We start from the raw sequence: 18,528 nt of genomic DNA, 5'->3' as shown, positions 1-18,528 counted from the left end.
ACAATCTGCTTTTGAAGAAGATGGATGTATTGTAGTGAAAATGATTAGCGATTGGATTGCAGGTAAGAAGAAAGGCTATAGCGTTAGCTAAACAAATAACACCCCTATCTATTTAGATAAGGGTGTTATTTGTTTAAGTGAAAACTGCAGTATACCTTTATAATGAATATAAGACAGAATGAGAGGAGACTGTAAAAGTGGAAACAGCGAATATCACCCAAATATTTTATGAATTAGAATGCATGCACTTAAAATCAGAAGTACGAACCTCTGCTAAAGAGCTTTCAAACATTCTTTCAGATGATTACGTGGAGTTTGGCAGCTCGGGCAGGGTATGGAAACGAAAAAATTACAATAACAATCATGTACTCTCGCCAGATGTATTCGAAATCTCTCATTTTCATGTAGACGTATTGTCTTCAGACTGCGTATTAACTACCTATCATCTTATGAACCATACGGCAGAAAAAAAGACGCTTCGCAGTTCTATTTGGCGAAAAAGAGAAGAAAAGTGGCGTTTGTTTTTCCATCAAGGCACAGTGACAAACGATGATCAATAAATAAGATTATTCGGTTATTATTATACTTTCCCTCTATTTGATGCTATGATGAAAGTATATTTTGACGTAAGGGATGTTTTGAGATGAGCAAAAATAACGTAAAAAAAGAAGTGTTTTCATGGCTTAAGTCCATTGTTATTGCATTGGTTATTGTAGTGGGAGTTCGCCATTTTTTATTTGCGCCAACTACGGTTCACGGTGAATCGATGTATCCAACGTTTGAAGATTCAAACCGCGTCATTTTAAATAAAATCAGTGATGTTGATCGCTTTGATATGATTGTATTTCATGCACCGGATGCAGATGAAAATTATATTAAACGTGTAATCGGCTTGCCAGGAGATACGGTAGAAATGAAAAACGACGTTCTATATATTAACGGTAAAGCTTATAAAGAGCCGTATTTAAAAGAATCTAAAAAATCTCTTGCACCTAATGAAAAATTCACGGAAGATTTTACGCTTCAAACGCTGCCTGCAACTGATGGCAAAGTGAAGGTACCGAAAAATTCACTGTTTGTAATGGGGGACAACCGTCCTGTAAGTCATGATGGACGAGCATTTGGCTTCATTCCACAAAAATCAGTTATCGGAAAGGTGCAGTTTCGCTACTATCCGTTAAATGAAGTAGGCGAACCGAAATAAAAAAAGGGAAAAAGGCTGGCGGAATTTAATTCGCCAGTCTTTTTTATTGGGTTAAAAGAACTGATTTAAAAAAAACGATTTGCTTTATGCAAGTTAAACATCTTCTAAAGAATTAGTAAATTAGACCTTGTTTTTTTCTTTGTTTAGGAAATCATAAGGGTGTTTAAAAAGGGACTTCTAGGTACCTATGTTACTTCAAAGTAAGAGGTGGTACTGATAGGTAAGTAGTTTTTATGGGTATACAGATATATGAAGATAAAGAAGCAAGGATTTTGGAAAGGAGCAGGTCAGCATGAAAAACGTATTAATCATTAATGGACACGAGTATTATAAAAAGTCAAAAGGAGAGTTAAATCAGACGATTTTTAACGCAATGCAGCATTTACTCACTGATCAATTTGACATTAAAACAACGGTGGTTGATAAAGGCTACGAAGTAGAAGAAGAAATTGAAAAGTGGCTATGGGCTGATGTTGTGATTATGCAGACGCCTATTTACTGGTTCAGCATTCCCGGAAAGTTTAAGCAATATATTGATCGCGTGTATATGGATAACATTTTCTTTAAAGGCTCCAGTCAATACGGGCGAGGCGGTTTATTAACGGAAAAAAAATACATGTTTTCGCTTACATGGAATGCGCCGGAAGCTATTTTCGACAATGACGAAGCTTTCTATGAAGGAAAAAGTTTAGATGAAGCCATTATGCATTTGCATAAAATGAATCAGTACGTCGGTATGAGCCCACTTCCAACGTACACTATTCATGATGTAGTCAAACATCCAAACATTGATCACTACAAGCATAAATTAGAAAATCATGTAGCAGAAGTATTTGGAATAGGAGAGCACCATTGAACTACCCCCACTTAGCAAGCCTGAAGTGGGGGATTCCTAAAATCTTTAAAGACTTAGGAACCCTTCCCTATAAAAATCGATATCTACAAAAAACCTGACTAAACAGTCGGGTTTTTTTATTCACTTTGACGCAAAAATCGTAGTCAAAAACAGTTTTTCTTTTTCTTTCTGAGCACTAGCGAAATGTCTACAATGGTAAGGAAGAGTTAACCATCAAGTTGCACAATAATTGGACCAGAAGTGGTAATGAAAGCGCAAACATTTTGGTAGAGATCAGTGATAGAATAAATTTAAGCAAGGGGGGAGCAATTGATGCATCTAGATGAAAGGAGCAGTTTAATTTTAAAACGAGTGGTTAGTAATCCAGGTATTTCCAATACGGAATTAGAGAGAAAGTATCATCTTTCACGGAGGCAGATTAGCTACAGCTTTACAAAAATTAATGACTGGTTAAAGAGTAATAACTATCCGAAAATTCAGCGAACGAACGGGGGGAAATTTATTATTGATCCTCTTCTAATGGAACTGTTTGCTGAAAAAGTCGAACACTCTGCTGGAAGTTATATTCCGTCTGAAAAAGAAAGAGCTCAATTGGTTTTGCTTATGCTATTAAGTAGCGAAGAAGAATTATCTTTACTTCATTTCTCTAGCTCGCTATCAGTGAGTAAGAATACGGTATTAAGAGATATGAAATATACACAGAAAATTGTAAATGGTTATCATCTTGAAATTGTTTATTCGCGAATGTATGGATACGACATAGTAGGAAGTGAGTGGAATAAAAGGAAGCTGCTTATTGAAGTACTGCGGACCGTCTATGACATGTATCAAGGCGAGACGTATATTCAGGCGTATACAGGAACTTCAAGAGAAGAAATTCAGAGATTAAAAGAGCAAATGGAAAAAGTAGAAAAGCGTTTAGCACTTCAATTTATCGATCAAAAAATAAAACTTCTTCCATATACAATAGCTATTTTGCTAAAACGAATTAAAAAAGGAAACTTAATTAAAGATTCTTATCATATCGACTATGAAGAACTGTCGGATACAAAAGAGTTTGAAGCTGCCGAAATTTTAATTGAAGATGCTGCTTGCATCCCAAAGGAAGAACGTTTATTTATTACATTACAATTGCTTACTTCTAACGTTCTATCCTCCCAATTTTTAAGAGAGGAAGAAACTCTTGAATTAAAATCTTCATTAAAAAGCAGCCTTGCGTTATTTGAGAAAAAAGCATGTATCACTTTTAAAGAAAAAGAGAAGCTGCTTCAAAAATTAGTGCTGCATATGAAACCAGCTTACTACCGCATTAAATATCAGCTAACTACTAACTATTCAATAATTGAAAAAGTTAGTGAAGAGTTCGAAGCCATTCACTACATTGTAAAAGACTCATTAAAGCCTTTTGAAACTTATATTGGCTGCTCTATTCCTGAAAGCGAAGTGATGTTTATTACCGTTTTTATTGGCGGACATTTAATTAACAGTGGCGAAACAATACAGCTTAAAAAGCGAGCGGTTGTTGTTTGTCCTAACGGGGTATCCATTTCACATTTGATGGAGCACACGCTGCGTGATTTATTTCCAGAGTTTTATTTCTACGAAGCTCTTTCGATTCGAGAATTTGAGCAATCAAAAGCAGAATTTGATATGGTATTTTCTCCTGTTCCTGTTCAGACTTCTAAACATTTATTTATTGTGGAACAATTTATTACCGATTTTCAAAAGTTGCAGCTTCGGCAGCGAGTCATTCAAACCATATTCGGTTTAAATACATCCGTGGTAAACATTGAACAGTTAATAAGTGTCATTGAAAAATACGCAAAAGTTGATCAGAAGTCTCAACTTCAAAAAGCACTGCAAGATTATTTTTCTCTCCAAGTATTAAACGAAACAAGTAAAAATCAAGAATACAGTTTAGCAGATTTAATTACACCCGAAACAATTGTGCTGCGCGATCAAGTGGAAAGCTGGAAGGAAGCTATTTCAATAGCCGCTGCCCCGCTTTTACATAAAGGTATTATTACTGAAGCTTATATTGATAAAATGCAGGAACAATATCCGTCTATGTCTCCACATATTGTACTAAGACTTAATGTTGCAATACCTCACGCAAGCCCTGAGGATGGTGTTCAAGCAGTAGGCATGAGCTTACTTAAGTTAAAAGAAGGCTTATTGTGCGGAGAGCAAAAAGTTCATTTTATTGTTGTTATCGCAGCTATTGATAAAAAGAAACATTTAAACGCTATGCTGCAGCTGATGAAGTTAGCGGAAATGAACGGGGTAATAAATGAGATGAAACAGCTAAATGAAAAATACAAAATCTATGAAATAATTAAAACGCACTCTATCTAATCATGGTACAGAATGTATAGCAAGGAGGATACAATCGTGACATTACAGCCTTTTTTAAAAGAAGAGTTATTGAAGTTGAATAGTGTATGTAAAGATCAAGCCGATATTTTTGAAATGGTGTACAAAGAGGCATTTGGCAAAGGGTATGTCAGTGAAAACTTTCTGACAAAAATTAAAGAAAGAGAAGCATCTTTTCCGACAGGCCTCCAAATAGGCGATTACAGTGTAGCAATTCCTCATACAGATCCAGAGCACGTTTTTGAACAATTTATTAGTGTTGTTACCTTACAAAAACCTGTATCGTTTTATTTAATGGATGATAATACAAAAAAAGTGGATGTGCGCATTGTGCTTCTATTAGGGTTAAACCAGCCTCACACCCAGTTAACAGTACTTCAGGAGCTGATGCAAGCAATTCAAGATCAGCAAAAAATAGAGCAATTATTACAGGCTGAAAATCAAAGGGATGTTCAAGCTATTTTTAAAAGAGTTGAAAAAATTAGTACAAAAGGGGAGAAGTAAAATGAAAAAGTATACGGTATTAGTAGCGTGCGGAGCGGGAATTGCAACATCAACAGTGGTGTGTGAACGAGTAGAAAATTTATTAAAAGACAACGGCATTAACGCAGAAGTTGTGCAGTGTAAAATTGCCGAAGTAGCTTCTCGCCAAGAAGGAGCGGATTTAATTGTATCGACAACGATTTTACCCACAACGTACAGCATTCCAGCATTAAGCGCAACCTCCTATATCACAGGGATTGGCATGGAAGCACTGGACCAAAAAATAATAGATGCCTTAAATAAAACCTTTGCTAATTAATAAGTCTGAAAATTTAAAATAATAAATTAGGAGCTGAACAAAATGAAAAAATATACGGTATTAGTAGCATGCGGAGCGGGAATTGCAACATCAACAGTGGTGTGTGAACGAGTAGAAAATTTATTAAAAGACAACGGCATTAACGCAGAAGTTGTGCAGTGTAAAATTGCCGAAGTAGCTTCTCGCCAAGAAGGAGCGGATTTAATTGTATCGACAACGATTTTACCCACAACGTACAGCATTCCAGCATTAAGCGCAACCTCCTATATCACAGGGATTGGCATGGAAGCACTAGATCAAAAAATTCTGACGCATTTACAAGCATAGGTACCACGCGTTGCCTCCATTTTAGGAAATGACAAAAGAAAAATGAGGGATGGATATGGATAAACTTCTATCAGGTGTGCAAGCAGTATTAAATCTAGGACCTACAGTTATTTTACCAATTGCCATTTTTATCTTAGGCCTGTTATTTAAAACAGGAGCAAAAAAAGCGTTTAAATCCGGAATTACAATAGGAATTGGTTTTGTCGGCATCAACTTAGTTATTGATTTACTTGTAAAAAACTTAGGACCAGCAGCACAAGCAATGGTTGAACGATTTGGATTAAATCTAACTGTTATCGATACAGGATGGCCTTCTGCCGCTGCAATATCATGGGCATCTCCCGTTGCAGCTATACTAATTCCTGTTTGCTTGTTTGTAAATATTATTTTACTTTTGTTAAAACTGACTAAAACGCTTGATATTGATATTTGGAACTATTGGCACTTTATCGCTGCTGGTGCAACAGGATACGTTGTCACAGGAAGCTGGTGGTTTGCAATACTGTGTACCGTTCTGTATGAAATTGCTGTTTTATTTGTAGCAGATAAGACAGCGCCAATGGTTCAAAAATTTTACGGGTTAGAAGGAATTTCTCTTCCTACGGGCTCTACAGCTGCGTTTGGACCAATTGGTATTTTGGTAGGTATGGGTGTATCAAGGATTCCAGGGATTAAAAGGTTGAACGCAGATCCCGAATCTATTCAAAAACGTTTTGGTATTTTCGGTGAACCAATGATGATGGGTTTAATCTTAGGGTGTGTAATCGGTATATTAGCAGGGTATGACCTTGGTAAAGTTTTTCAAGTAGGTATTTCAATGGGAGCGGTTATGCTTTTGATGCCTAGAATGGTTAAAATCTTAATGGAAGGACTTATTCCAATTTCTGAAGCAGCTCGTTCTTTTCTTCAAAAACGATATGGTGATCGTGAAATATATATTGGATTAGATGCCGCTCTTGCAGTAGGACATCCATCCGTTATGGCTACAGCACTGTTACTTGTCCCCATTACATTACTTTTAGCTGTCATTCTGCCTGGGAATAAAGTATTGCCGTTTGGGGATTTGGCTACCATTCCTTTCTATGTAGCTTTTGTTGTGGGCTCATTAAGAGGGAATATTATACACTCTCTTATTTCGGGCACTGTTATGGTAGCGCTATCACTTTATATGGCAACGAATTTTGCAGATGTGCATACGCAAATGTTATCAGGAGCTCAGTTTTCTATGCCGGAAGGTGCAACACAAATTTCAAGTTTAGACATGGGAGGAAACTTATTTAACTGGCTTATTCTTAAATTCTCTCAGCTGTGGGCTTCTATTTTTTAAAATAGGCATAAACAGGAGGTAAGGCAATGAAAGCGGCTGTGCTACATGAAAAAAATAAAATTATTTATCAAGATATTGGGATTGATTCCTGCCGAGCGAATGAAGTCAAAATAAAAGTAATGGCAGCAGGAATATGCGGATCGGATACACACAAAATGACAAGCAGATGGAAGTATCCGCTGCCTGCCATTATGGGACATGAATTTGCTGGGTATATCGTTGAAAAAGGGGGAAAAGTAGTAGATTTGAACGTTGGAGACAGAGTAGCTGCTATTCCGTTTAAACCGTGCAGCGCATGTGAATATTGCCAAAAAGGGCAGTATTCACTATGCGAAAACTACGGAATGATTGGCGCGCAATCATTTGGCGGATTTGCTCAGTATGTCAATATTCCAGCTTCAAATGTTATCCAAGTAGGAGAGATGGACTTTGAAGAAGCAGCTATGATAGAACCTTTAGCAGTAGCGCTTCATGGAGTACTTAATATTCATCCGCAAATAGGAGACACTGCAGCGGTCTTTGGAGCAGGAGTCATTGGCATGCTGACGATTCAATGGTTGAAAATTGCGGGTGTAAAAGAAATCATCGCCATCGACATTTCTAGTGAAAAGCTTGCAGAAGCGAGGGCCATGGGTTGTGAAAAAGTGATTCATGCCCGTTATGAAAATGTCCTTGAAAAAATTAATGATTATACAAAAGGAAGAGGGGTGGATCTTGCACTCGAATGTGCAGGTTCCCCTTTCACTCAAGAGCAGTGCCTGCTCGTTACTCGTAAAAAAGGGAAGGTTGGATATTTAGGTATTGCTTATTCAGATGTGTGTTTATCTGAAGCAGCATTTGAGAGTATTTTTAGAAAAGAGCTTACATTGCAAGGTTTTTGGAACTCTTATTCTGCACCGTTTCCCGGGAAAGAGTGGAAAACAAGCGTTGACTTTATTTTAAATAGAAAGATTAGATTAAAAGAATTAATTTCTCATCGATTCAAGTTAGAAGACACGCAAAAAGCATTTAATATGATTATTAATCGAGAAGAAGCTTATGGAAAAGTGTTAATAATTCCAAATAAGGAGTGAAAAAAATGAAGGCAGTCATGAAGGTAGAGCCAGGCTACGATAAGATGCTGTTAAAAACAATCCCTGAATTAGAAGTTCAGAAAAACCAAGTGAAGATTAAAGTAGCGTATACCGGAATATGCGGTACGGATATTCACACGTTTACAGGTCAATATAAAAATTCCCAGACGCCGGTTGTGCTTGGGCATGAGTTTTCCGGTATAGTCGTTGAAGTAGGGGAAGCTGTAACAAAAGTAAAAGTTGGCGATAAAGTAACGAGTGAAACAACATTTGTGACGTGCGGAGAGTGTGATTATTGCTTAGAAAAAGACTATAATCTGTGCGCTCATCGAAAAGGAATAGGCACACAAATAAACGGCAGCTTTGCTGAATATGTTATTTCACGTGAGGAAAGTGTCCATGTGCTACCAGATGCAGTCGACCTAAAAGCAGCTGCTTTAACTGAGCCTCTAGCTTGCTGCGTTCATGCAGCTTTAGAAAAAACAGTTGTTAAAAAAGAAGATAAAGTATTAATTTTTGGTCCAGGTCCCATTGGTTTACTGCAAGCGCAAGTTGTAAAAGCACAAGGAGCGTTTGTTATATTAGCAGGTATAACAAAAGATCAGAAGCGTTTAGAGTTAGCTAAGTCTTTAGGAATCGACGTAACTGTAGATATCCAAAATGAAAGCTTAGAAGAAATTGTGCTAACCTATACAAAGGGATACGGTGTTGACAAGTTATTTGAGTGTTCAGGTGCTGTCCAGGCGTTAAACCAAGGGTTGCCTCTGGTTAAGAAAAAAGGAACGTTTGTACAAGTAGGGATTTTCTCCGAAAAATTAAACCTTTTAGATCAAGAATCTATCATTCAAAGGGAAATTACATATATTGGAACGCGTTCTCAGAAACCAAGTTCTTGGCATATTGCTTTGAAACTTCTTGAAGAAAAGAAAATTAATACAGAGAAAATGATCACTAAAATTGTACCTCTTGATTATTGGCGTCAAGGATTCGAAGCCGTTCTATCAGGTAATGAAATAAAAGTGCTTGTTCAGTCGTAGAAACGAACTATATAAATAATGTAAATCAGGGAGGGAGGAAGTGTGAAAGATACCCAAATGGAAGCAGGTTTATATTGTAACAGTTGCAAAGAAGAGCTTCCTCACCACGTTTATTATATTAACGGCAAAATTGTACGCGTAGAGTGTCAAGAATGTAGGCGTACAATGGTATTTAAAGTTGATGTTTTGAAAGAGTTCTATAAAGAGGTCTACAAGCGTGTCTTTACTAAACCTAACCGAGTATCAAAAGAATATAAAAAAGATATAAATAGATTTTTAACTGGAATTCCGATAAGGTTAGTGAGCAAGCCTTATCGTCTAATGAAAGATTTTAATGAATCTATGCATACTATTTACCGTTACAAAAAACGAACTGCTAGAAAATAAAGGGCGGGTTGCCTGTTGTTATAGCTGGTGCATCAATGCGTTTTTTCTAGCTACATAAAAAAGCTGCTTTCTATACATCTAATGTATAGAAAGCAGCTTTTTTACGTGACAGTTTCAAACTTCAGGGTGTGAGGTGGGATAGTTTTTGTTTACCCGTCTATATCTAAATAAAACAATCTAAATGATAATGAAGTAGAAATTATTTATTCCGTTTGTTTATAAATTGTTTAAATATAAGATGAAGCAGTTTAGCTTTGGAAAATAAGGGAAGAAGCATACTAACTTGCCTGTGTATATTTAGAAAAGGAGGGATAAAGATGTCGTTAGCTCATTTTGATGATATTTCAGAAATTTGCTATGCATGTGAAAAACAGCCTCTTGGGAAAAGACAAAAACGCATTGGCGTATGGACGGAAAAAGAAATGAGAAAGCCTGTTGAAGAGAGAGTAGAAAATCAGAAGGTGGTCGCACTTTCTCGTTAATGTAAAAAAGCCTTTAGCTCATCTAAAGGCTTTTTTACGTATTGGCGTTTGGACATGTGTGAAGGATCATAGAAGCAATCGTTATAAATCTTCTAGTCTTTGAACTTTTTTGCCTTCTATTTTATGCTGTTCCATCGTTTCTTTTAACTCTTTGTTCGCCGTTGTCATCGTTGTTTCATTTGTTACGCCCATAAATGACCAGCCGTGAGATTCAAGCCAGTACTTGAATTCCCGCAAAAACTCTTCCTGCGTTCCTCCCGTATGATAAAAAGCTCCTTGAATTGTAATAGCCGGTTTCTCCGTGTTATACGTCACATACATTTTATTTGCACACATCCAAATAGACCTCCTTTATTAATAAACAAACGTAAATTGACAAAGAAGCGCTGAACCATTCCTCAATAGTTACACTATTTCTCTATTTAACTGCTGTTTTCCTTTTTATCTCTGCGATTAATCATAATTAAATCAAGTTTTTTACAGAAAGAGGAATGTAAGTAAACAGATAAAAAGCTCGTTTCGCAATGAAATCGTCATATTTCTACATATTCTTTAAGGGTCATGTAAAAGTTGTAACATAATGAATGGCACTGTAAGAAACTTAATCCAATTAGAACAAATGTTACTGTTTTTTTTAATGAAAAGGCGAATCTATGTGCTAAGGTAATAACAGGTTCAAATTTTAGGAGGTAGTTTTTGTGAGTAAAAAACGTGTAAAAAAATGGGCAGTTGCTTCTGCAGCGTCTGTAGCATTTCTAGCAAGTCAAGGAACAGCATCAGCAGCAGCTTCGCACAAAGTCGTAAAAGGAGATACCTTGTGGGGGCTTGGCCAACAAAATGGGGTTACGGTAGATGAGCTGAAAGGTGCTAATAACCGCCAAAACGACATGATTTACGTTGGAGAAACATTAACGATTCCTGACCAGGGACAAGCACAACCTGCCGCTAGTCCGGCAACATCTGTACATACAGTAGCACAAGGCGAAACGTTATATCATATTGCAACACAAAACGGCATGACTGTGGATCAGTTAAAAGCTGTTAACGGTTTACAAAGTGATATCATTACCATCGGACAAACATTAAAACTTCAAGGAGAAGCACCGGCGCCGGCACAAACTGCTCCGTCTACATCGGTTTCTGCACAAGATCAAGATTTACTAGCTAGATTAGTAGAGGCAGAAGCAAAAGGTGAGCCGTACCAAGGAAAAGTAGCGGTAGCAATTGTGGTATTAAACCGTGTAGCTTCACCGGAATTCCCAAATAACATTCACGACGTTATTTATCAGCAGCTAGGAAACGGCGTATATCAATTTTCACCAGTAGCAAACGGAGCAATTAATCAGCCTGCATCAGAAGAATCAAAACGAGCGGTAAGCGAAGCATTATCAAACCCGCATGAAAACGATGCGCTGTTTTTCTATAATCCGAAAATCGCTGAAAGCCAATGGGTTGCAACGCAGCAAGTAACGGCAGTTATTGGAAACCATGTATTTGCAAAATAAGTATATTTCTCTCAAATATAACATATATTTCATATATATGTAATGTTGATGCAAAGAGTCTGCTACAGAAGTATCTTGGTTAAAGTAAAATCCAAACTATTAATATTAATAGTTTGGATTTTTAAGTCTAATTGAACCTTAAAATACCTTAACAGATCCATCTGTTAAGGTATTTTTTTGCTTAAATTTTGAGAAAACCATTGATTATTTAGAGAATAATGATATGATAAAGAAAGTCAATTGATAATGATAATCATTTACATATGATGAAGGAGGAGATAACTAGACTTATAGATAGAGGGAAGAAAGGAGTAAGGAAAGTTGAAGTTTTATCAGTTAATTCTTGTGTTTGCTGTACTATCGATTTTGTCTCTTTTTGTAGGAGTACAAGATCTGTCAGCGATGGATCTGTTTCATTTAACAAAAGAAGAAAGCCAAACGCTGTTTTTTAGTCGTTTTCCTAGGCTTTTGAGTATTATTATGGCGGGAATGAGCCTTAGTATTTGCGGATTAATTATGCAGCAAATTACGCGAAATAAGTTTGTATCTCCAACAACGGCAGGAACGATGGACTGGGCAAGGCTTGGTGTGTTGATTTCTCTACTAGTATTTGCTTCAGCAAGTCCTCTATTAAAAATGAGCATTGCTTTCATTTTCTCACTGGCGGGCAATCTATTGTTTATGAGAATACTAGACAGAATTAAATTTAACGATACGATTTATATTCCACTAGTCGGTTTAATGCTCGGTAGTATCGTAAGTTCCTTAGCTACCTTCATTGCCTATAAATACGATTTGATTCAAAACCTTTCTTCATGGCTGCAAGGCGACTTTTCGCTAGTAGTCAAAGGGAGATATGAACTTTTATACCTTAGTATACCGCTCTTAATAATTGCTTATCTTTACGCAGATAAGTTCACGGTTGCTGGTATGGGAGAAAGCTTTTCAATCAATTTAGGCGTGAAATACAAACAAATCGTAAACATTGGATTAGTCATTGTTTCGCTTATTACTTCGATTACGATTTTGACCGTTGGCATGCTGCCTTTCTTAGGATTAATCATCCCAAATATCGTATCGATTTACCGTGGAGATCATTTGCGCAAAAGCCTGCCTCATACAGCGCTTCTTGGAGCTGTGTTCGTACTTGCGTGCGATATTTTAGGCAGAGTCATTATTTTCCCATATGAAATCTCTATCGGGTTAATGGTAGGTGTAATAGGAAGTGCGATCTTTCTTTTTATGCTGATAAGGAGAGGTCGTTATGCATAACAAACATAAAATTATCATTCTCGCCGCGCTGGTCATTTTATCAGTGGCGCTGTTTATCAGCTATGATTTAGGCTACTGGCAGTACACGCTGCCGCGAAGAATTGAAAAAGTCGCTGCGATTGTTTTAACTGGAGGAGCCATTGCGTTTTCATCCGTTATCTTTCAAACGATTACCAATAATCGAATTCTAACTCCTAGTATTCTAGGACTAGATTCACTGTATTTATTTCTGCAAACGTTTATTGTGTACATCTTTGGCTCAACGAATATTATCATCATGAACAAAAATCTTAATTTTCTTCTTTGCGTTTCGCTGATGATTATCTTTTCGGTCTTGCTTTACATACTGATGTTCAAAAAAGCCGGTAAGAATATTTTCTTTATTTTACTGGTTGGAATTGTGTTCGGAACGTTATTTAAAAGCATGTCTTCATTTATGGAAATGCTGATCGATCCCAATGAATTTCAAATTGTACAAGATAAATCATTTGCAAGCTTTAACAATGTTAATACCGATTTGCTATACATAGCAGCCGTCATATTTATCCTGCTTGGCATTTACGTGTGGCGCTTTACATCCATTTTTGATGTACTGTCGCTAGGAAGAGAACATGCGGTAAATTTAGGGATTGATTATGACGGGCTCGTCAAAAAAATGCTGATTGTGATTGCCATTTTTGTCTCAGTGGCTACAGCGTTAGTTGGACCGATCACCTTTCTTGGACTGCTTGTTGTGAACCTTGCGAGAGAGCTGTTCAAAACGTACAAGCACACCTATTTAATGATGGGATCACTGCTGCTTAGTGTTATAGCCCTCGTCGGAGGAGAGTTTATCGTTGAAAAAGTGTTCACCTTCAGCACCACGCTGAGCGTCATCATTGACTTTGCCGGCGGAATTTACTTTATTTATTTGCTGCTAAAGGAGAATAAATCATGGTAGAAGTAACAAATGTCAGTAAAACATACGGAGAAAAAACCGTTTTAGAAAAAACATCCGTCGTGATTCCAAAAGGGAAAATCACGTCATTTATCGGCCCAAACGGAGCGGGGAAAAGTACGCTGCTTTCAATTATGAGCCGTCTCATTAAAGCCGACTCAGGATCAATATCAATAGAAGGAAAAAATATAGAGAATATTGACAGCTCAGATTTAGCCAAAAAAATGAGTATTTTAAAACAGTCCAATCAGCTGAATATCAGGCTTAGCGTACGTGAACTCGTAAATTTTGGCCGGTTCCCTTATTCAAAAGGCCGGTTAACAAAAAGCGATGAACAAGCGGTTGATCAGGCGCTGAGTTACATGAAGCTTGAAAGTATTCAAGATAAATACTTGGATGAACTGAGCGGGGGACAGTGTCAGCGAGCTTTTATCGCTATGGTCATCGCACAGGACACGGAGTATATCTTCTTAGATGAACCGCTCAATAACTTAGATATGAAGCATTCTGTTGAAATTATGAAGCTGTTGAAACGTCTCGTAGAAGACTTAGGCAAAACCATTGTGATTGTCATTCACGATATTAATTTTGCGTCTGTCTATTCGGATTACATCGTGGCGCTTAAAAACGGTGAAGTGATCCGTGAAGGCCCAACAGAAACCATCATTCAAACGTCTGTATTAAAGGATATATACGATATGGATATTCCAATCGAAACGGTTGGCGGACAGCGTATTTGCGTGTATTTTTCATAAAATTTATTCATGAGGTGACGAAAGTGAAAAAAGTGTTATTAATGTTTGTAGCAGTCTTAACTGCGATTGTTGTAGCCGCTTGCGGTAATCAAGGAGCAAAAGAAACAACAGGTGGAGAAAGTAAGCAAAAAGAGACGGTAACAGTAACCGATCAGTTCAATAAAGACGGAATTAAAATTAAGAAAAACCCTAAAAAAGTTGTAGTATTCAGCATGGGTGCACTTGATACACTAGATAAACTAGGGGTTGAAGTAGCGGGCTTACCAAAACAAGCGATTCCTGAGTATTTATCAAAATATCAAGATGATAAGTACGCTAATGTAGGTGGCTTAAAAGAGCCTGATTTTGAAAAAATTGCAGAGCTAAATCCAGACTTAATTATTATTCAAGGCCGCCAAGCAGATTCATTTGATGAATTCTCAAAAATTGCGCCGACGATTTATATCGATACGGACAACCAGCACTATATGAAGTCATTTAAAGAAAATACAAAAGTACTAGGACAAATTTTTGATAAAGAAGATCAAGTGAAAAAAGAGCTAGCAGCGATCGATAAGCAAATTGCAGATTTGAAAAAACAAGCGGACAAACTAGATAAAAAAGCGCTTGTAATGATGGCAAATGATAGCAAAATGACAGCGTTTGGTCCGGGTTCTAAATACGGATTAATCCACGACGTATTCGGTATTAAAGCAGCAGACGACAGCCTAGATCCATCGGCTAAGCACGGTCAAAGCATTGCATATGAATATTTAGTTAAGCAAAACCCGGACTACTTATTCGTCGTTGACCGCGGTGCCGCAATTGGTGAAAAATCATCCGCTAAACAAATTGTTGAAAATGAGTACGTAAAAGAAGTCAATGCAGTGAAAAACAATCACGTTGTGTACCTTGATCCAGGCCTTTGGTATTTATCTGGAGGAGGCCTTGAATCAATGACAGGCATGATTAAGGAAATTAAAGCAGGTATAGAGAAGTAATAGAGAAAAAGAGCTGGTTTTAACCAGCTCTTTTTTTTGTGCATTCAAAGTATTCACTGTTCCGTATAAGGAATGTAAAAAGACTGCTACGAGCAGTTTTTTTGCTTATAACAAAGGATGTTATCCACGTGTTTCAATGACGTTGTCTTTTGACTACCCAGAATAAAAAGACCGCATATGGAAACAGTAGTTATGTGCACATGTTAGAAAGATGGCACCACGGAATACGTTAGGAAGAAAAGCAACAGGTACTGTAAGTGAAAAATCCTATAGCGGACAAAAATCTACATAAGTTAGTTCAAAAACAAGCAATGTCAATAAAAGGAGTGTTTGATATGTATTATTACAAAGAAGGATTAATCAATGGCATTAAACCGGATAAGCCCGATCCTGCGGCCGCGAAGGTACTGCAAGAAGCCTTAGGCGGGCAGTTTGGTGAAATGCGGACGATGATGCAATATTTCTTTCAAAGCTCTAACTTCAGAGGAAAAGAAACGCAGTATCGCGATTTAATGAAAGGTGTTTTTTTAGAAGAAATTGCTCACGTAGAACTCGTTCAAAATACTATTAATGCATTGTTAGATGAATCTGGCGGAGCCGGGGTAGGAAGTCAAGGTTCAGATCAGGCTCCTCTTGATGAAGCCGTAAAACATGCTAATCCTCATCACTATATCATGGGCGCTCAAAGCTCACTGCCAGTAGATGCGGGCGGAAATCCATGGAACGGCTCGTGGGTTTATAATCACGGAAATCTAGTGGCTGATTTACTGAATAACGTTGTATTAGAATCAACCGGTGTTTTACAAAAAACAAGAATATACGAAATGAGTTCTAACCAAACGTTAAGAGAAACGCTAGGTTTCTTAATTGTTCGAGATAATGCTCATCAAAATGCGTTTGCAAAAGCTCTTGAAACATTAGGCGTGGACTGGGGAAAACTATTCCCTGTACCAAATTATGATATTAACAAATACCCTGAATGCAGAAAATTTGTCGAGATGGGGTATCATAACACGCAATTTGATTTTAGGTTAGATCCGCACCGAATGGGAGAAATATTCCAAGGGCAGACGCCAAGCAGAAATGGCGGAGACTTGAGCGTAACACCTCCACCGGAAGCTTTTCCAGTCCCTCATTTATCTGAAATGCCAAATGAGCATGCTCCAGGTTTAGGAGATATGAACGCATAAAAGTATGTGAATCGACTTTAATTAAACAAAGCTAAAATAAAAAACATTGACTGGGAGCTAGTAGTCAATGTTTTTTTATTTACTTTAGCGAAATTCTTTCATTTGTCTAGCGCAAAGCACATCTCGCCATTCCTGTAAGTGCATGATAAAGGGCTTTTTTACATCTGTTTGTGAATTTATTTGTTTTTTACAAGAAGAAAAGGGAATACTTTCTTTAATCGCTTGTGATAGAAAGCTAATAAGGGGTATGCTGCTATGAGTAACCAAAAAGATGAATTTTTATTTAAACGAGAGCTCTATCGCTTAGTACAAGAATACAAATGCTGTAAAGTTGAAGAAATTAGACGGGCAATTAAAAAGGATATTCTTCTTTTGAAGAAGGTTATAAATAACTAAAATAGATAAACACCGGCAAAAAAGCTCATGTTAGTTAATAAATGAGCTTTTTTTGCTGCTTTAAACTTGTTCAAACGAATTAGTATGTCTATAAATAGTCTCAGGAAGATTATGGACCATGTTAAACAGAGCTAACGCAGTTGTTTCTGGTTCCTCATAACGATAAATGATATCGTTTTCAATGTCGCAGATTTGAAAACCGTTTAATTGTTTTGAATAACTTAGTGTAAACCTATTGGCAAGAGTATGAGTAATGTCGCTATCTCTATAATTTACTAAATTTGCTATCATGTGCTTAATTTCAGTTAGGTTCATCCACCAAGTCACCCTTTCATGTTATTGAAGTTATCATACCATGTACAGGTAGTTTGAATGCTTTTTTTTACAATTTGTAACAACAATTTTCAAAATGAAACATAAAGGTAATAAAAAGTTAAAACGAGCAGCTTAACGCAAGCTGAACATTTCCTATGAGGGGGTAGGTTTTTCTTTGCAGTAGGTCAACTCCAACTTTTTATCTGCGATTTCTTTTAGCCCAATACGAATCATACTGAATACTAAAATCCATAATATAACCGTTAAAATTGTATGTCCAGCGGGCAAAATACCTAGTATAGGTGAGTCCCAAAGAGCGTGCATAAAAACGACAAGCAAAAATACACCGAGAAATTTTGGTTTTATCAACATGCTCCACTGAAATTTCTTATCTCCTTGGACGATGCAGACGGCAGCTCCAGTCAAGGCAGCCCAAGCTACATGTCCTCCAGGAGCAAAAATACTGCGCCAAAGTATTGTAGAATAAAGCATGTGAAAGCTGCCGGAAAGAAGTGCCCGTAAAGCATAGCCAGCGGTTTCAAAAGCAGCAAAACCAGCTCCTATTGCAGCTCCCAAGAGGAGTCCGTTAAGGATATATCTATATTTAAGATTGCGCACAAAATAAATAACCGCGATAACTTTAGCTAGTTCCTCGCATATTCCAATCACGATCACGTTGGTGTTATTTCCAAGAATATCATAAAACACAAGTGCTAATAAAAGTGAGAGGATTCCGCCAATAAAAACGACATAAACAATTTTGTAAATAGCAATATTCTGCGGAGCGTTCATTTCCCAAAAGAAAATGAGCGTAGTAAATGGCACTGCAAAAGCACCGACTACAATAAGACCGGGTATGAAGTTGATGTTTTCGAACAAGCTTACGCCTAGATATAGCCCTAAGTATGCGATAAGCGCAATAAGAAAGACCCTTGCAAAAAGCCAAGGCTTTGGCCATGTATTTACAACTTCTTCTATTTTAGGAGTCGTAAGTCCTGTTCCTACAATAAAAAGCCGTTCAGCTTCCATTTCACTGTGCTGTCGGAAGACTCGAGAGAATATATTTCGAAATTTAGGTTCAACCGAACGTTCATTTCTTGGTATTTTATCAACACGATGGGCAAACAAGTAGAATATGCTGTAGTTTTCATCACGGTCCACGATTTCATGGCCGCAATTTAAGCAGAATTTTACCCCTTCCGGATTAGAATAAGCGCAATGGGGGCATTTCATTTATCTTCCTCCTTTTTCTAGATACAAATCGTTTGACGCTTGTCTTATGACATCTTCTACATATATTATGTGAACTG

Annotated in this window: 21 protein-coding genes; 19 read left to right on the top strand and 2 right to left on the bottom strand. The window is 37.2% G+C overall.

What is annotated here, in order from left to right:
* Positions 1–197 precede the first annotated feature (197 nt).
* The 12 genes from MKY06_RS16375 to MKY06_RS16320 all read left to right on the top strand — a co-directional run bounded on the left by MKY06_RS16375 (position 198) and on the right by MKY06_RS16320 (position 9,868).
* Complete coding sequence (locus MKY06_RS16375; RefSeq protein ID WP_225518887.1) at positions 198–560, top strand: nuclear transport factor 2 family protein; 363 nt, start codon at positions 198–200, stop codon at positions 558–560.
* 83 nt (positions 561–643) lie between these two features.
* The gene (gene lepB, locus MKY06_RS16370; RefSeq protein ID WP_029322864.1) at positions 644–1,204 is read left to right on the top strand and encodes a signal peptidase I; all 561 of its coding nucleotides are present in this window, start codon (positions 644–646) and stop codon (positions 1,202–1,204) included.
* Between the two features lie 292 nt (positions 1,205–1,496).
* A complete protein-coding gene (locus MKY06_RS16365) occupies positions 1,497–2,060 on the top strand; it encodes an NAD(P)H-dependent oxidoreductase (RefSeq protein WP_258303932.1) in 564 nt (187 codons plus the stop codon).
* A gap of 312 nt (positions 2,061–2,372) precedes the next feature.
* Positions 2,373–4,415: a BglG family transcription antiterminator gene (locus MKY06_RS16360; RefSeq protein WP_289920654.1), complete on the top strand. Its 2,043-nt coding sequence runs from the start codon at positions 2,373–2,375 to the stop codon at positions 4,413–4,415.
* A gap of 36 nt (positions 4,416–4,451) precedes the next feature.
* Complete coding sequence (locus tag MKY06_RS16355; protein ID WP_029322858.1) at positions 4,452–4,937, top strand: PTS sugar transporter subunit IIA; 486 nt, start codon at positions 4,452–4,454, stop codon at positions 4,935–4,937.
* 1 nt (position 4,938) lies between these two features.
* Complete coding sequence (locus tag MKY06_RS16350) at positions 4,939–5,235, top strand: PTS sugar transporter subunit IIB (protein ID WP_029322856.1); 297 nt, start codon at positions 4,939–4,941, stop codon at positions 5,233–5,235.
* 42 nt (positions 5,236–5,277) lie between these two features.
* On the top strand, positions 5,278–5,562 hold the full coding sequence (locus MKY06_RS16345) for a PTS sugar transporter subunit IIB (protein WP_013057899.1): 285 nt from the start codon (positions 5,278–5,280) through the stop codon (positions 5,560–5,562).
* A 55-nt stretch (positions 5,563–5,617) separates the two neighbouring features.
* Positions 5,618–6,889 carry a PTS galactitol transporter subunit IIC gene (locus tag MKY06_RS16340; RefSeq protein WP_013057898.1) on the top strand — a complete coding sequence of 424 codons (1,272 nt, stop codon included), beginning with the start codon at positions 5,618–5,620 and terminating at the stop codon, positions 6,887–6,889.
* 26 nt (positions 6,890–6,915) lie between these two features.
* Positions 6,916–7,962: a galactitol-1-phosphate 5-dehydrogenase gene (locus MKY06_RS16335; protein WP_098238977.1), complete on the top strand. Its 1,047-nt coding sequence runs from the start codon at positions 6,916–6,918 to the stop codon at positions 7,960–7,962.
* Between the two features lie 5 nt (positions 7,963–7,967).
* On the top strand, positions 7,968–8,999 hold the full coding sequence (locus tag MKY06_RS16330; RefSeq protein WP_013057896.1) for a zinc-binding dehydrogenase: 1,032 nt from the start codon (positions 7,968–7,970) through the stop codon (positions 8,997–8,999).
* A gap of 42 nt (positions 9,000–9,041) precedes the next feature.
* Positions 9,042–9,386 carry a bh protein gene (locus MKY06_RS16325; RefSeq protein WP_098277655.1) on the top strand — a complete coding sequence of 115 codons (345 nt, stop codon included), beginning with the start codon at positions 9,042–9,044 and terminating at the stop codon, positions 9,384–9,386.
* 317 nt (positions 9,387–9,703) lie between these two features.
* Entirely contained in the window at positions 9,704–9,868 is a 165-nt protein-coding gene (locus MKY06_RS16320; RefSeq protein WP_013057894.1) for a hypothetical protein, read from the top strand.
* Positions 9,869–9,949: 81 nt separating this feature from the next.
* Here MKY06_RS16320 and MKY06_RS16315 read toward each other — a convergent pair whose 3' ends face one another.
* Entirely contained in the window at positions 9,950–10,204 is a 255-nt protein-coding gene (locus MKY06_RS16315) for a hypothetical protein (protein WP_013057893.1), read from the bottom strand.
* A 362-nt stretch (positions 10,205–10,566) separates the two neighbouring features.
* Here MKY06_RS16315 and MKY06_RS16310 point away from each other — a divergent pair, with 362 nt between their 5' ends.
* From MKY06_RS16310 to MKY06_RS16280, 7 genes are all read left to right on the top strand, one after another.
* Positions 10,567–11,373: a cell wall hydrolase gene (locus tag MKY06_RS16310; protein WP_013057892.1), complete on the top strand. Its 807-nt coding sequence runs from the start codon at positions 10,567–10,569 to the stop codon at positions 11,371–11,373.
* Between the two features lie 321 nt (positions 11,374–11,694).
* Entirely contained in the window at positions 11,695–12,645 is a 951-nt protein-coding gene (locus MKY06_RS16305) for an ABC transporter permease (protein ID WP_013057891.1), read from the top strand.
* A complete protein-coding gene (locus MKY06_RS16300) occupies positions 12,638–13,585 on the top strand; it encodes an iron chelate uptake ABC transporter family permease subunit (protein WP_098277654.1) in 948 nt (315 codons plus the stop codon). Before MKY06_RS16305 ends, MKY06_RS16300 begins: the two co-directional genes overlap by 8 nt.
* Positions 13,579–14,337, top strand: a complete 759-nt coding sequence (locus tag MKY06_RS16295; RefSeq protein ID WP_013057889.1) for an iron ABC transporter ATP-binding protein — start codon at positions 13,579–13,581, stop codon at positions 14,335–14,337. The genes MKY06_RS16300 and MKY06_RS16295 overlap by 7 nt, the downstream gene beginning before the upstream one ends.
* A gap of 23 nt (positions 14,338–14,360) precedes the next feature.
* Positions 14,361–15,317 carry a siderophore ABC transporter substrate-binding protein gene (locus MKY06_RS16290; RefSeq protein ID WP_280167178.1) on the top strand — a complete coding sequence of 319 codons (957 nt, stop codon included), beginning with the start codon at positions 14,361–14,363 and terminating at the stop codon, positions 15,315–15,317.
* 335 nt (positions 15,318–15,652) lie between these two features.
* Positions 15,653–16,507 (top strand): manganese catalase family protein, encoded by an 855-nt coding sequence (locus MKY06_RS16285; protein WP_013057886.1) that lies wholly within the window; start codon positions 15,653–15,655, stop codon positions 16,505–16,507.
* A 255-nt stretch (positions 16,508–16,762) separates the two neighbouring features.
* Entirely contained in the window at positions 16,763–16,903 is a 141-nt protein-coding gene (locus tag MKY06_RS16280; RefSeq protein WP_170960213.1) for a hypothetical protein, read from the top strand.
* Positions 16,904–17,371: 468 nt separating this feature from the next.
* Here the strand turns inward: MKY06_RS16280 and MKY06_RS16275 are convergent, their stop codons facing one another.
* Positions 17,372–18,451, bottom strand: coding sequence for a PrsW family intramembrane metalloprotease (locus MKY06_RS16275; protein WP_013057883.1), 1,080 nt, complete (start codon positions 18,449–18,451; stop codon positions 17,372–17,374).
* Between the last annotated feature and the right edge of the window lie 77 nt (positions 18,452–18,528).

This window comes from Priestia sp. FSL P4-0332, from assembly GCF_038005845.1.
Lineage (GTDB): Bacteria > Bacillota > Bacilli > Bacillales > Bacillaceae_H > Priestia.
The sequence above is the reverse complement of the archived record's forward strand: the minus strand, read 5'-3'. Positions and strand labels throughout refer to the sequence as shown.